This is a genomic window from Modestobacter sp. KNN46-3, from assembly GCF_011039295.1.
On sequence record NZ_JAAKGN010000029.1, the window covers coordinates 26520 to 41676 of the forward strand.

Below are 15157 nucleotides of genomic sequence, written 5' to 3' on the forward strand. Positions count from 1 at the left end.
ATAGCGTTGCCCCGATGACTGGCCGCGCTGACCTCCGCCTCGGCATCTCCGATGTCGCCCCCGTCGTGTCCTGCGGGTCGTTCTCGACCCGCGCCGTGGTCGGTGAACACCTGCCGATCACCGCCACCGTCTTCCGCGAGGGCCACGACGCCGTGGCCGCCAACGTGGTCTTCACGCCTCCGGGCGAGGAGCCCTCGGCGGCCCCGCTGCTCCGGATGACGAAGTTCGGGCCCGAGCCCGACCGCTGGACCGCCACGGTCGTGCCCGACCGCGAGGGTCTCTGGACCTATCAGGTCGAGGCCTGGGACGACCCGCTGAGCACCTGGCACCACGACGTCGAGGTGAAGGTCGAGGCCGGCCAGGGCCCCGAGGAGCTGGCCAACGACCTGGAGTCCGGTGCCCGGCTGCTCGAGGAGGTGGCTGCCGAGGCCCCCGAGGAGCACCGCGAGGCGCTCACCGGTGCGGCCACCGCGCTGCGGGACGAGTCGCTGCAGCTGACCGCGCGGATCGCCCCCGCCCTCTCCCCCACCCTGCAGCAGGTGCTGCACGACCACCCGGTGCGCCGGCTGGTCACCGGGTCGCAGCGGCACGAGCTGTGGGTCGACCGGTCGCGTGCGCTGTACGGCTCCTGGTACGAGTTCTTCCCCCGCTCGGAGGGCCCCGTGGTCGGTGGCACCCCGACGCACGGGACGTTCGCCCAGGCTGCCGAGCGCCTGCCGGCCATCGCCGAGATGGGCTTCGACGTGGTGTACCTGCCGCCGATCCACCCGGTCGGCAAGGTCAACCGCAAGGGGAAGAACAACACCCTGGTGGCGCAGGCCGACGACGTCGGCTCACCGTGGGCGATCGGCAGCGACGAGGGCGGGCACGACGCCGTCCACCCCCAGCTCGGCACCCTCGACGACTTCAAGGCCTTCGTCGGCCGGACGCGCGAGCTGGGCATGGAGGTCGCCCTCGACCTCGCCCTGCAGGCGGCGCCGGACCACCCCTGGGTCACCTCGCACCCCGAGTGGTTCACCACCAAGCCCGACGGCACGATCGCCTACGCGGAGAACCCGCCGAAGAAGTACCAGGACATCTACCCGATCAACTTCGACAACGACCCCGAGGGCATCTACGCCGAGGTGCTGCGGGTCGTCCGGCACTGGATGGACGCCGGGGTCCGGGTGTTCCGGGTGGACAACCCGCACACCAAGCCGCTGAACTTCTGGCACTGGCTGATCTGGGAGGTCAAGAAGACGGATCCCGACGTCCTCTTCCTCGCCGAGGCGTTCACCCGGCCGGCGATGATGCACCAGCTGGCGCGGATCGGCTTCACCCAGAGCTACACCTACTTCACCTGGCGCACCGAGCGCTGGGAGCTGGAGGAGTACGGCCGGGAGCTGGCCGAGAACGCGCACTACATGCGCCCGAACTTCTTCGTGAACACCCCGGACATCCTGCACGAGACGCTGCAGGTGGGCGGCCCGCCGATGTTCAAGATCCGCGCGGTGCTGGCCTCGATGATGAGCCCGACCTGGGGCGTCTACTCCGGCTACGAGCTGTTCGAGCACGTCGGTCTCCGTCCGGGCAGCGAGGAGTACCTGGACACCGAGAAGTTCCAGCTGCGTCCCCGTGACTGGGCTGCCGCCGAGGCCTCCGGTCGCACCCTGGCGCCCTACCTGCGCCGGCTGAACGAGATCCGGCGCGCGCACCCGGCCCTGCAGCAGCTGCGCACACTGCGGTTCCACCCGATCGACAACCCGAACCTGCTCTGCTTCTCCAAGACCGACCCGGGTTCCGACGACTGCGTGCTCGTGGTGGTGTCGCTCAACAGCACCTACACCCAGATCGGGACGACCGCCCTGGACATGCCCGCCCTGGGCCTGGACTGGTCGGACGGCTTCTCGGTCACCGACGACATCACCGGGGCCCACTACGACTGGGGCCAGGCCAACTACGTCGAGCTGGACCCCTACCGGGAGCCGGCGCACGTGTTCACCGTCCACCGCAGCCTGTCCGGGTCGCACCCGCCGCACTGACCCCGTCCTCGACAGCGGCGGGTGTGCCGGCCGAGCCCCCGGCCGGCGCACCCGCCGCACCGATCCACCGCCCCCCGCAACGAACGAGGACCGAGTTCATGACCCTCCACGTCCCCGCACAGTCGACCCCCGGCGCGGGCGAGCAGTCGGGCCTGCCCGCCCCTGGCAGCGACCCCGAGTGGTTCAAGCGCGCCGTCTTCTACGAGGTGCTCGTCCGCGGCTTCGCCGACAGCAACGCCGACGGCATCGGCGACCTGCGCGGCATGCTGGGCAAGCTCGACTACCTGCAGTGGCTCGGTGTCGACTGCCTCTGGCTGCCGCCCTTCTTCGCCTCCCCGCTGCGCGACGGCGGCTACGACGTCAGCGACTACACCGCGGTGCTGCCGGAGTTCGGCGACATCGAGGACTTCAAGGAGCTCATCGGCGAGGCCCACTCCCGCGGGATGCGGATGATCATCGACTTCGTCATGAACCACACCTCGGACCAGCACCCCTGGTTCCAGGCCAGCCGCAGCGACCCCGACGGCCCCTACGGCGACTTCTACGTCTGGGCCGACGACGACACCGGCTACGCCGACGCCCGGATCATCTTCGTCGACACCGAGAGCTCGAACTGGACCTTCGACCCGGTGCGCAAGCAGTACTTCTGGCACCGGTTCTTCAGCCACCAGCCCGACCTGAACTTCGAGAACCCGAAGGTGCAGGAGGCGATCATCGACGCCCTGCGCTTCTGGCTGGACCTGGGCATCGACGGCTTCCGGCTCGACGCCGTCCCCTACCTCTTCGAGGAGGAGGGGACCAACTGCGAGAACCTCCCCCGCACCCACGAGTTCCTCAAGAAGGTGCGCAAGGTCGTCGACGCCGAGTACCCCGACCGGGTGCTGCTGTGCGAGGCGAACCAGTGGCCGGCCGACGTCGTCGAGTACTTCGGCGAGGACGGCGACGAGTGCCAGATGGCCTTCCACTTCCCGGTGATGCCGCGCCTGTTCATGGCCGTGCGCCGGGAGCAGCGGTTCCCGATCTCGGAGATCATGGCGCAGACGCCGGACATCCCCGACAACTGCCAGTGGGGTGTCTTCCTGCGCAACCACGACGAGCTGACCCTGGAGATGGTCACCGACGAGGAGCGCGACTACATGTGGGGGGAGTACGCCAAGGACCCCCGGATGAAGGCCAACATCGGCATCCGCCGGCGGCTGGCGCCCCTGCTCGACAACGACATCGACACCCTCGAGCTCTTCACCGCCCTGCTGCTGTCGCTGCCGGGCTCGCCGGTCATGTACTACGGCGACGAGATCGGCATGGGCGACAACATCTGGCTCGGTGACCGGGACGGCGTCCGCACCCCGATGCAGTGGACCCCGGACCGCAACGGCGGGTTCTCCACCGCCGACCCGCAGCGGATGCACCTGCCGCTGGTGGCCGACCCGGAGTACGGCTTCCAGGTCACCAACGTCGAGGCCCAGCTGCGGAACTCCAACTCGTTGCTGAACTGGATCCGCACCATGATCGCGGTGCGCAAGCAGCACCCGACCTTCGGTGTCGGCAGCTACGCCGAGATCGGCTCCCGGAACCCGACGGTGCTCTCCTTCGTGCGCGAGTTCGGGGACGATGTCGTGCTCTGCGTCAACAACCTGTCCCGGTTCCCGCAGCCGGTGGAGCTCGACCTCCGCCGCTTCGAGGGCTACACCCCGGTCGAGCTGACCGGGCGGGTGCAGTTCCCGCAGATCGGCGTCCTGCCGTACATGCTCACGCTCGGCGGCCACGGCTTCTACTGGTTCGAGCTGTCCAAGCCCACCGCCTCGGCGGGCGAGGAGGACGAGGACTGGGAGACCACCGCGAGCGGCAGCGTGGCGCAGTCGCTGCTCGAGGCCGGGGTGGTCGGCCCCGCCGACGCCACCGCCGGCACCGGCGGCCTCGGTGCCGAGGCCCCGACGACCACGACCCCGACCGACGGAGAGTCCCGATGAGCGCTCTGACCGACATGCTGGCCGACTGGATGCCCGGTCAGCGCTGGTTCGGCGGCAAGGGCCGCGAGTGGGCAGGGGTGACCGAGGAGGGCTTCTTCCTCGACCAGTCCGACCCGGCGCTGTCGGTGCACCGCGTGCGGGTCGAGTACACCGACGGGGCCAGTGACACGTACCTGGTGCCGCTGTCCTGGCGCAGCGCACCGGCCGAGGAGCTCTCCACGGCCTTCGTCGGCGCGGTCTCCGGGTCGCACGGCGAGAACTACGCTTACGACGCCATGCGGGACCGGGACGCGACCGTGCCGTGGCTGACCCACCTCGTGGCGGCCTCCACCGTCGGGCCGATGCGGTTCCACCCGGCCGGCGTGGCCTACATCCCCGAGGGCCTGCCCGGGGACGTGATCTCCACCGAGCAGAGCAACACCTCACTGGTCTTCGGCGAGACGGCGATCCTCAAGCTGTTCCGCCGGCTCGAGCCCGGGCTGAACCCCGACGTGGAGATCCACGACGCCCTGCGGCAGGCGGACAACCAGCACATCGCGGGGCTGCTCGGGTACATCGAGGTCGACGACCCGAACGGGCTGGAGCCGGCCACCGTGGCCATGCTCCAGACCTTCGTCCCCAACGCCAGCGACGGGTGGCGGCTGGCCACCTCGAGCGTCCGGGACCTGTACGCCGAGGCCGACCTGCACGCCGACGAGGTCGGGGGCGACTTCGCCGGGGAGAGCGAGCGGCTGGGCGAGGCGACCGCCTCGGTCCACGCCGACCTGGCCCAGGTGCTCCCCTCCGAGCCGGCCGACCGTGACTGGTACGCCACCGTCGCCGGGCAGATGACGGCTCGGCTGGAGGCGGCCCTGGCGGTCGTCCCCGACCTCGCCGAGCACGCCGACGCGTTGCGCAGCCTGTACGCCGCGGTCGCCGACACGACCGAGCCGGTCGTCCGTCAGCGGGTGCACGGCGACCTCCACCTGGGCCAGGTGCTGCGGACGACGACCGGCTGGATCGTCCTGGACTTCGAGGGCGAGCCGGCCCGTCCGCTGGCCGAACGACGCGAGCTGGACACCCCACTGCGGGACGTGGCGGGGATGCTCCGTTCCTTCGACTACGCCGCGCGGCACATGCTGGTCGAGCAGCCCGACGACCCGCAGCGGGCCTACCGGGCGCAGGAGTGGGCCGAGCGCAACCGGCGCGCCTTCTGCGAGGGCTACTCCGCCGCCGGCGGGGTCACCCTGTCCAGCGACTCCGCGCTGCTGCGGGCCTTCGAGGCCGACAAGGCGGTGTACGAGTGTGTGTACGAGGCACGCAACCGACCGCACTGGCTGATGATCCCGCTCAGTTCGCTGTCCCGGCTGGCCGCCGGCAACTGAAGGAGGGCCCCGCTGCCCCCACCGCTCGCACCCTCGCGGCGGGACCCTGCAGAAGGGCCTGACCGGACGACCAGCACGACGACGAGACAGACCTGGAAGGACCACCGATGAGCACCGACGACGCCAGCACCCCGCCGGGCACGGACACCAACAGCGAGCCCGCCGACAAGGCAGAGCTCATGCGCCGGGTCGAGGAGAAGACCGAGGAGGTCCGCGAGGCGAGCGAGACCGACAGCCCGCCCGCCCCGGCCACGAAGGCCACCCGCAAGGCCGCCGCCAAGAAGGCGCCGGCGAAGAAGGCGGCGGCCGAGGCCCCCGCCAAGAAGGCCACCGCCCGCAAGGCACCGGCGAAGGGCACCGCTGCCGCCGCCGCGTCCGACGGTGACCAGGTGAGCACCGCCGCCGACGGGGCTGCCCCGGCCAAGCGCGCGGCGAAGAAGGCCGCGCCCGGCGAGACCCCGGCCAAGCGGGCACCGCGGAAGGCGACCAAGAAGGTCACCGCCGCGCCCGTGATCGCGCCGGCGCCGATCGCCGAGCCGGGCGACCCGACGGGCCCGCCGGCTCCCCAGCCGGAGCCGCCGAGCCCCGACCCGGCCGAGCCGAACACCCCGCAGGCCCCCGAGGGCGGCGAGCAGGGCGGCACCGGCGGCCACTCCCCGGCGGAGACGGCCTCCGAGCCCGCTCCGGACACGGTCTCCCCCGCCTCCACCGACACCGCCTCCATCGAGACCGCCTCGGCCGACAGCCCCGCCACGGGCGCCCCGGCCGCTGACGACCAGGCCGGTGCGGCGGTCACCACCGCCGACCTGGTCACCGACCAGGTCACCGACCTGCCTCCCGCGCCGGACGAGGCGCCCGAGCCGGCTGCCGCCGGGCTCGTCGACGCCCTCCCCGAGGGGGAGCCGCCGGTGAGCACCTCGGTGCCGGCCGAGTCCACCCCGTCCGCTCCCGAGGTGAACCAGGAGCAGCTGGCCGCGGTCGTCGACGGCTGGTCCTTCGACCCGCACGGCGTCCTCGGCGCCCACCGCGTGTCCGAGGGCTGGGTCGTGCGCACGCTGCGCCCGGACGCCGAGGCCGTCGCCGTCGTCGACCAGGACGGCAGCCGCTACGAGGCCCGCCAGATCTTCCGCGGCGGCGTGTACGAGGCCCGGCTCCCCCAGCAGCCCGGCGACTACCGGATCGAGGTCGTCTACCCGAACGGGCAGGGCGGCACCGACACCTTCACCGTCGACGACCCGTACCGCTGGCTGCCCACCCTGGGCCAGCTCGACCAGCACCTCTTCCGCGAGGGCCGGCACGAGAAGCTGTGGACCGTCCTCGGCGCCCACGTGATCGGCTACGACACCCCCGGCGGCCGCGTGGACGGCGTCTCCTTCGCCGTCTGGGCGCCCAACGCCCGCGGCGTGAAGGTGACCGGCGACTTCGACTACTGGGAGGCGCGCGCCTACCCGATGCGGTCGCTGGGCTCCTCCGGCGTCTGGGAGATCTTCGTGCCCGGTGCGCAGGCCGGCACCCGGTACCGCTACCACGTGCTCGGCGCCGACGGTCAGTGGCGGGTCAAGAGCGACCCGATGGCCTTCGCCACCGAGGTGCCGCCGGCCAACGCCTCGGTCGTGACCACCTCCGCCCACGAGTGGGGCGACGCCGAGTGGCTGGCCCAGCGCGCCGAGGCCAAGTGGCACGAGCAGCCGATGAGCGTCTACGAGGTGCACGCGGCCTCCTGGCGGCAGGGGCTCTCCTACCGCGAGATGGCCGACGAGCTGGTCGCCTACGTGAAGGACGCCGGGTTCACCCACCTGGAGTTCATGCCGCTGGCCGAGCACCCGTTCGGCGGCTCGTGGGGCTACCAGGTCACCTCGTACTACGCGCCCACGTCGCGCTTCGGCTCCCCCGACGACCTGCGGTACCTCATCGACGCCGCGCACCAGGCCGGCATCGGCGTCATCGTCGACTGGGTGCCCGCGCACTTCCCGAAGGACGAGTGGGCACTGGCCCGCTTCGACGGCACGCCGCTGTACGAGCACGCGGACCCGAAGCGCGGCGAGCAGCCCGACTGGGGCACGTACGTCTTCGACTTCGGCCGGCCCGAGGTGCGCAACTTCCTGGTCGCCAACGCGCTGTTCTGGGCCCAGGAGTTCCACGTCGACGGCATCCGGGTCGACGCCGTCGCCTCGATGCTCTACCTGGACTACTCGCGCAACGACGGCGAGTGGACGCCCAACCAGTACGGCGGCCGGGAGAACCTCGACGCCGTGGCCTTCCTGCAGGAGATGAACGCCACCCTCTACCGGGAGGTGCCCGGCGTCATCTCGATCGCCGAGGAGTCGACCGCGTGGCCGGGCGTCACCCGGCCCACGTACCTCGGCGGTCTGGGCTTCGGCTTCAAGTGGAACATGGGCTGGATGCACGACTCGCTCGGCTACATGGCCAACGAGCCGGTCTACCGCAGCTACCACCACGGCCAGCTGACGTTCTCCATGGTCTACGCCTACTCGGAGAACTACACGCTGCCGATCAGCCACGACGAGGTTGTGTACGGCAAGGGCTCCCTGCTGCGGAAGATGCCCGGTGACCGGTGGCAGCAGCTGGCCAACCTGCGCGCCTACCTGGGCTACATGTGGGCCCACCCCGGCAAGCAGCTGCTGTTCATGGGTTCGGAGTTCGGGCAGCTGTCGGAGTGGGCGGAGAGCCGGTCGCTGGACTGGTGGCACCTCGACGACCCGGCGCACCGCGGCGTGCTGGAACTGGTGACCGACCTCAACACGGTCTACCGGGACAGCGAGGCGCTCTGGAGCCAGGACGTCGACCCGGCCGGCTTCCAGTGGATCGACGCCAACGACGCCGGTGGCAACACGCTCACCTTCCTGCGCCTCGGCAAGGGCGGGCAGCTGCTGGCCTGCGTGGTCAACTTCTCCGGCCAGCCGCACGAGCAGTACCGGATCGGGCTGCCCCGCGGCGGACGCTGGCGCGAGGTGATCAACACCGACTTCGAGGGCTACGGCGGCTCCGGGGTCGGCAACCTCGGCGGCATCGAGGCGGTCCCGCAGTCGTGGCACGGACAGCCGTGGTCGGCGACGCTGACCGCACCGCCGCTGGCCACCCTGTGGTTCGTGCACGAGGGCCCGGAGCCGGAGCTCCCCGACGCGGGTGCGCCGGCCGACCAGGCGCAGATCGCGGCGGCCGAGGCATCCGGCGCGGCCGAGGGGCCGGGCAGCGGGCTGGAGCCCATCGAGCGCTGACCGGATCGAGTCGATCGGGAACGGGGCGGGGACCTGCGAGGGTCCCCGCCCCGTCGCCGTCCGGCGGCCCGACCGGTCCTCCCCTGCCTGCCGAGACCGGCACGGTCCGGCAGGATGGACGGCGGTGCTGCCGCCGCAGGCGGCCTGAACGGATTCGAGAACCCATGTCCTCCTCGCCCCGCCGGCTGCTCGCCGGCGCCGTCGCGGGTGCACTGTTCGGGTCGGCCGTGCTGTCCGGCTGCGCGGTGACCCTGATCCAGGGGCGCGCGAGCCCCGCAGCCGGGCCCCAGGGCGACGTCACGCCCGCGGAGTTCCCGATCATCGGTGCGGCCGACGACGAGGTCGACCGGATCTCCCGCAACGCGCTCGCCGACCTCAACGCCTACTGGACCGCGCAGTTCACCCCGACGTTCGGGCAGCCCTTCACCCCGCTGGCCGGCGGCTACTACTCCGTCGACCCGGGCGACCTCGACCCAGCGCAGTACCCGAACGGGGAGATCGGCTGCGGGGAACCACCGGAGACCGTCGTCGACAACGCCTTCTACTGCGGCCCGGGCACCGAGTACCCCAACGGTGACGCGATCCAGTACGACCGGGCGTTCCTGGGTGCGCTGGCCTTCGGCACCGTCGGCAGCGAGGGGTACGGCCGGTTCATCCCGGCCCTGGTGATGGCGCACGAGTTCGGGCACGCCGTGCAGGGCCGGGTCGGCTACCCGGTGGAGCGGTCGATCAACATCGAGACCCAGGCCGACTGCTTCGCCGGCGCCTGGACGGCGTGGGTCGCCGACGGCAACGCCCGGTACAACTCGATCCGCCCGGGTGAGCTGGACGATGTGCTGCGCGGCTACCTGTTGCTGCGCGACCCGGTCGGGACGGGCGCCTACGAGGGCGAGGCGCACGGCTCCTACTTCGACCGGGTGTCGGCGTTCCAGCAGGGGTTCGACGACGGCCCCTCGGCCTGCCGCGACGACTTCGACGCCACCCGGCTGTACACGCAGAGCGCCTTCCAGAGCGACCTCGACTTCGCCACCGGCGGCGACGCACCCTACGAGCAGACGGTCGAGGACTTCGTCCCCGACGGGCTCGGGGAGTTCTGGCAGCTGGCCTTCGACCAGCTGGGGGAGGAGTTCACCCCGCCCGACGTCGAACCGTTCTCCGGTGAGGCCCCGGACTGCGCCGGCGAGGACACCGACGTCGATCTCCACTACTGCCCCGCCGACGCGACCGTGCGCTTCGACGAGGCCGACCTCACCCTGCCGCTGTACGCCGCCGAGGAGGGCGGGGACTACGCCGTGCTGACCGCGGTGGCGATCCCCTACGCGCTCGCCGCCCGCGACCAGCTGGGGCTGTCGGTCGACGACCGGGCCGCGCTGCGGTCCGCCGTCTGCCTGTCCGGCGCCTTCACCTCCGCGGTGCTCGGCGACGAGACCACCGTGCTGAGCATCTCCCCGGGCGACGCGGACGAGAGCGTCTCGTTCCTGCTCGAGCACGCCACCGACCCCGCGGTGCTGCCCGATGTGCAGCTGACCGGGTTCCAGCTGGTCGACGTCTTCCGCAGCGGGGTCGTCGACGGCCTGGCCGCCTGCGACATCGGCGCCTGAGCCCCCGGCAGTGATCAGGTGACCTGATCACCCGCTGTCCCCCCGCACCAGCGTTGGTGCGGGAGGACAGTCAGTGATCAGGGGACCTGATCACTGCTGACCGCGGTCAGAAGAGGGCGGTCATGAGGGCGCGGCGGGCCGGGCCGACCCGCGGGTCCTCGTCGCCCACGATGCCGAACAGCTCCACCAGGTGCTGCCGGGCGGCGTCCCGCTCCTCGCCCGCGGTGCGCCGGACGACGTCGAGCAGCCAGCCGAACGCGGCGTCGACGTCGCCGGTGCCGAGCAGGAAGTCCGCGGCGCGGGTCTGCGCGGCGATGTCGTCGGGAGCGGCCTCGGCGGCGGCCAGCGCATCCGGCCCGGCCTCCTCGGCCCGGCGGAACAGCTGGACCTGACGCAGCGCCAGCCCAGCCACCGGGTGCTCCGGCTCGGTCTCCAGGATCGCCTGGTAGGCAGCCTCGGCGGCGGCCAGGTCACCCCGGTCGAGAGCGGCCTCGGCGGCGTCCAGGCGCGGGTCCTCCGGCTCCTCGGCCTCGCCGTCGCCCTCCGCGGCCCCGGGCACCGCGCCCCCGCTGGTGGCCGCGACGAGCTCGGTCACGAACTGCCGGGCCTGCTCCTCGGGGATGGCGCCGGTGAACTCGGCGACCAGCTGGCCCTGCCAGACGGCCTTGACCGCCGGGATGCCCTGGACCCGCAGGCCCTGGGCGAGCGCCGGGTTCGCGTCGACGTCGACCTTGGCCAGCACCCAGGAACCGGCCCCCTCGGCGGCCAGCCGCTCGAGCACCGGGGAGAGCTGCTTGCACGGCCCGCACCACTCGGCCCACAGGTCCAGGACGACGGGGACCTGGAAGGAACGGTCGAGGACCTCGCTCTGGAAGGTCGCCTCGGTGACGTCGATGACGGCGCTGCCGGGCGCACCGGCTGGGGCGGTGGCGCTCGGCGGCGGGGCGGCCGCGGCGCGGGCTGCCGCCTCGTTGCGCGCCTGGACAGCGGCGAGGTCGACCGCACCGGCCAACGACGCCGCCATCTGGGCCTGCTGGGCAGCGGCCCGGGGATCGGTTCGAGCGGGACGGTTGGGCTGCATGACCTCGATCATCCCACTCGCCGGCGACGGACCGCCCCGGGCCGGGTCAGGCCGGTGACCAGACCCCCAACTCGTTGCCGCTCGGGTCGGCGAAGTGGAACCGCCGGCCACCCGGGAAGTCGTAGGGCCCCTGGACGACGCGGCCCCCGGCCGCCTCCACTGCGGCGAGGGTGCGGTCGAGGTCGGCCGACCAGAGCAGCACCAGCGGGCCGCCCGGGCGGACCTCGCTGCCGACGGCCAGACCGCCCACCTCCGCTGCCGGGTCGCCGGAGGGACCGCGGATGCCGGCGTAGGTGTCGCCGTAGGCGGTGAACTCCCAGCCGAAGGCGTCGGCGTAGAACCGCTGCGCCTCCGCGAGGTCGAGGACGGTGAGCTCGACGTAGTCGATGGCGTGGTGACGGTGCCCGGTGTGGTCTGCCATGCCGCGCATGCTGCCCGGCGGGTACGTCAGAACCGGGCGGCCTCGGTGTAGGTGCCCCACTCGGCGCGCAGGGCGTCGCAGATCTCGCCCAGCGTCGCCTCCGCCCGGGCCGCCTCGAGCATCGCCGGCACCATGTTCTCCTCGGTCCGGGCCACCTCGACCATCCGGGCGACGGCGGCGCGCGCCGCGGCGTCGTCCCGGCGCTGCCGCCGGTCGGCCAGCTCGGCCCGCTGGTCGGTCTCCACCTGGTGACTGACCCGGAGGATCTCCAGGTCGTCGGCGGCAGCGCCGGCGCCGGTCAGCGTGTTCACGCCGACGACCTTCTTCTCGCCCTTCTCCAGCGCCCGCTGGTACACGAACGCCGCCTCGGCGATCTCGCCGGTGAACCAGCCGTCCTCGATGCCGCGCAGGATGCCGGCGGTCATCGTGCCGTCGCTGCCCATCTCCCGGATCCGGGTGAACACCTCCTCCGCCTGCCGTTCCAGCTCGTCGGTCAGCGCCTCGACGTACCAGGAGCCGCCGAGCGGGTCGGCCACGTTGAGCACCCCGGTCTCCTCGGCGATCACCTGCTGGGTGCGCAGCGCGATCTGGGCGGCCCGGGCACTGGGCAGGGCGAGCACCTCGTCCAGGGCGTTGGTGTGCAGCGAGTTCGTGCCGCCGAGCACCGCGGCCAGCGCCTCGACCGCCGTCCGCACGATGTTGTTGTCCGGTTGCTGGGCGGTCAGCGAGACCCCGGCGGTCTGGGTGTGGAACCGGAGCTGCTGGGCCTTGTCGGTGCGGGCGCCGTACACGTCGCGCAGCCAGCGGGCCCAGATCCGCCGGGCGGCGCGGAACTTGGCGATCTCCTCGAAGAAGTCGACGTGTGCGTCGAAGAAGAACGACAGGCCTGGTGCGAAGACGTCGACGTCCAGCCCGCGGGAGAGCCCCAGCTCGACGTAGGCGAAGCCGTCGGCCAGCGTGTACGCCAGCTCCTGCGCGGCGGTCGAACCGGCCTCCCGGATGTGGTAGCCGGACACCGAGATCGGCTTGTAGGCCGGGATCTCCGCGGCGCAGTACTCCATCAGGTCGCCGATCAGCCGCAGGTGCGGCTCGGGGGCGAACAGCCACTCCTTCTGTGCGATGTACTCCTTGAAGATGTCGGTCTGCAGCGTGCCGTCGAGCTGCGCGAGGTCCGCACCCTGGCGCTCGGCCGCGACCAGGTACATGCAGAACACCGGGACGGCGGGGCCGCTGATCGTCATCGACGTCGTCGTCCGGTCCAGCGGGATGCCCTCGAAGAGCACGTCCATGTCCGCCGCGGAGTCGATCGCCACCCCGCAGTGCCCGACCTCGCCGAGCGCCAGGGGGTCGTCGGAGTCCCGGCCCATGAGGGTCGGCATGTCGAAGGCGACCGACAGCCCTCCCCCGCCCTCGGCCAGCAGCGACCGGAACCGCTCGTTGGTCTGCCGGGCGTTGCCGAAGCCGGCGAACTGGCGGATCGTCCAGGCCCGCCCGCGGTAGCCGGTGGCGTGCAGCCCGCGGGTGAACGGGAACTCGCCGGGCCAGCCGATCCGGTCGAACCCGGGGACGGCGGACTCGTCGGCCGGCCCGTAGGCGGGCTCCACCTCCAGCCCGGAGAGCGTGGTGAAGTCCGCGTCCCGCACCCGCCCGGCGGCCAGGGCCGCGTCGTAGCGCTGCTGCCACCGGCTGCGGGCCTCGTTGCCCGGCTGCTCCGTCATGCCCAGATAGTAGGACGTCCAACTACTTTGCGGCCACCCTCCGGGCGGGTCAGTCGTCGGCGACGTCCCCCGCGCCGAGCCGGACCTTCTTGAGCACGTCGAACAGCACGTCCAGCTCCGCGTCGGGCAGGTCGGCGAGCCCGAAGTCCTGGCCGGTCAGCGCCTCGGTCGCCCGCGGGACGACGTCCCGTCCGGCGTCGGTGATCGCGGCGAGCACCCCGCGGCCGTCGGCGGGGTTGGGCCGCCGCTCGACGTACTCGGCCGCCACCAGTCGCTCGATCGCGTTGGTGACGCTGGTCGGGTGCACCATCAACCGGCTGCCGATCACCTTCAGCGGCAGCTGCCCGGTGCGGGAGAAGGTCAGCAGCACCAGCACCTCGTACCGGGCGAAGGTCAGCCCGTGTGGCTTGAGCGCCTCGTCGAAGCGGGCCAGCAGGATCTGCTGCACCCGGAACACGCTAGTCGCCGCCCGCATCGAGGCGGCCGGGCCGAAGTGCTGCTCCCAGCTCTGCGCCGCGCGCTCGATCGGGTCGAAGGGCAGGCCCAGCGGTCGCACCATGACCGGGAGGCTAGTTCTCCGCCGCCGCACCCCCGCCTCCGCCAGGCCCCCGCCGGCGCCGCCGCCGAGTGTCGAGCTGTCGACCCCTGTCGATGCAGGGACACGTCGACAGGTCGACACTCGGCGCACGGCCGCGGCATGCCTGTGGACGGCGGGCCCGGTCACCGCCCTGCGTCGGCCAGGCTCGCCCGGTGGTCGTACCCGCGCACTGTCCACCGGCGCTGCGTGGACGCGTCTTCCGCGGCACCGCAGCGGTCGGGGCGGGCCTGCTCACCCGGCGGCAGCTGGACAGCAGCGCCTGGCACCGGCTATTCCGTGACGTCTACGCGTGCGCCGACGTGGCCGTCACGCACGAGCTCCGCGCCGTGGCCGCCGCGTCGGTCCTGCTGCCGGGCGCTGTCGTCACCGGAGCCAGTGCCGCCGTCCTGTGGGGCCTGGCCGCAGCCGGCCCGGAGGACGACGTGCAGCTGACCGTGCCGCCCGCGACGCGGACCAGCGTGGTCAGCGGCGTACGCGTGAGCCGCGCGGCGCTCCGTCCCGGCGACGTCACCCGCCGGCGCGGTGTCCCGGTCACCACGCCCGCACGGACCGCCGTGTCGCTGGGCGCCGACCGCCCGCTCGACGAGGCCGTGGTGCTCATCCACCAGCTCGCCGCCGTCGGCCTGCTCGACCTCGGCGACGTCCGGGCCATGGCCGCGGCGACCACCGGCCGAGGGTGCCGGCGGGCCCGGGCCGCCGCCGGGCTGGCGGACGGGCTGGCCGGCTCGCCCCAGGAGACCCGGCTGCGGTTGCTGCTGCACCGGGCCGGGCTGCCGACGCCGGTCGCCCAGCTCCCCCTGCACGACGGGCGGGTGTTCGTGGCCCGGGTCGACTTCGCCTGGCCCGAGCAGCGGCTGGCGCTGGAGTACGACGGGCTCTGGCACGCCGAGCCCGGCCAGTTCGCCGCCGACCGCCGCCGGCTCGACCGACTGCTCGCCGCGGGCTGGCGGGTCCTCTTCGTGACCGGCCGACCTGCACCGGCCCGATCAGCTGATCACCCGGATCGCGGCCGAACTGGCTCGCTGAGTGTCGACTCGTCGACCCCTCGTGCGGGGGCGACAGGTCGACAACTCGACACTCGGCGAGGCAGTTCGGCCTATCCCATTCTCACTCGCCAACCAAGACATATGGTGAGATCACGTGG

The 15157-nt window shown here is 72.5% G+C and carries 10 protein-coding genes; 6 read left to right on the forward strand and 4 right to left on the reverse strand.

Features of this window, described 5'->3' with window-relative positions:
* Positions 1 to 14: 14 nt before the first annotated feature.
* The 5 genes from G5C62_RS09105 to G5C62_RS09125 all read left to right on the forward strand — a co-directional run bounded on the left by G5C62_RS09105 (position 15) and on the right by G5C62_RS09125 (position 10195).
* Positions 15 to 2021 carry an alpha-1,4-glucan--maltose-1-phosphate maltosyltransferase gene (locus tag G5C62_RS09105; protein WP_164700731.1) on the forward strand — a complete coding sequence of 669 codons (2007 nt, stop codon included), beginning with the start codon at positions 15 to 17 and terminating at the stop codon, positions 2019 to 2021.
* Positions 2022 to 2119: 98 nt separating this feature from the next.
* Positions 2120 to 3991, forward strand: coding sequence for a maltose alpha-D-glucosyltransferase (gene treS / locus G5C62_RS09110; protein WP_164700732.1), 1872 nt, complete (start codon positions 2120 to 2122; stop codon positions 3989 to 3991).
* Entirely contained in the window at positions 3988 to 5355 is a 1368-nt protein-coding gene (locus tag G5C62_RS09115) for a maltokinase N-terminal cap-like domain-containing protein (RefSeq protein WP_164700733.1), read from the forward strand. The genes treS and G5C62_RS09115 overlap by 4 nt, the downstream gene beginning before the upstream one ends.
* 107 nt (positions 5356 to 5462) lie before the next feature.
* Entirely contained in the window at positions 5463 to 8594 is a 3132-nt protein-coding gene (gene glgB, locus G5C62_RS09120) for a 1,4-alpha-glucan branching protein GlgB (RefSeq protein WP_206330546.1), read from the forward strand.
* Between the two features lie 164 nt (positions 8595 to 8758).
* On the forward strand, positions 8759 to 10195 hold the full coding sequence (locus G5C62_RS09125; protein WP_164700734.1) for a neutral zinc metallopeptidase: 1437 nt from the start codon (positions 8759 to 8761) through the stop codon (positions 10193 to 10195).
* A 106-nt stretch (positions 10196 to 10301) separates the two neighbouring features.
* On the opposite strand, the gene G5C62_RS09130 is transcribed toward G5C62_RS09125, so the two are convergent.
* The 4 genes from G5C62_RS09130 to G5C62_RS09145 are packed head-to-tail and all read right to left on the reverse strand — an operon-like array spanning position 10302 to position 13974.
* Complete coding sequence (locus tag G5C62_RS09130; RefSeq protein ID WP_164700735.1) at positions 10302 to 11276, reverse strand: tetratricopeptide repeat protein; 975 nt, start codon at positions 11274 to 11276, stop codon at positions 10302 to 10304.
* Between the two features lie 46 nt (positions 11277 to 11322).
* Complete coding sequence (locus tag G5C62_RS09135; protein WP_164700736.1) at positions 11323 to 11697, reverse strand: VOC family protein; 375 nt, start codon at positions 11695 to 11697, stop codon at positions 11323 to 11325.
* Between the two features lie 26 nt (positions 11698 to 11723).
* The gene (locus G5C62_RS09140; protein WP_164700737.1) at positions 11724 to 13415 is read right to left on the reverse strand and encodes a methylmalonyl-CoA mutase; all 1692 of its coding nucleotides are present in this window, start codon (positions 13413 to 13415) and stop codon (positions 11724 to 11726) included.
* Between the two features lie 49 nt (positions 13416 to 13464).
* Positions 13465 to 13974 (reverse strand): MarR family winged helix-turn-helix transcriptional regulator, encoded by a 510-nt coding sequence (locus G5C62_RS09145; RefSeq protein WP_164700738.1) that lies wholly within the window; start codon positions 13972 to 13974, stop codon positions 13465 to 13467.
* Positions 13975 to 14165: 191 nt separating this feature from the next.
* Here G5C62_RS09145 and G5C62_RS09150 point away from each other — a divergent pair.
* Positions 14166 to 15157 (forward strand): endonuclease domain-containing protein (locus tag G5C62_RS09150; protein ID WP_241175798.1); only part of this gene is annotated, 992 nt, incomplete at its 3' end.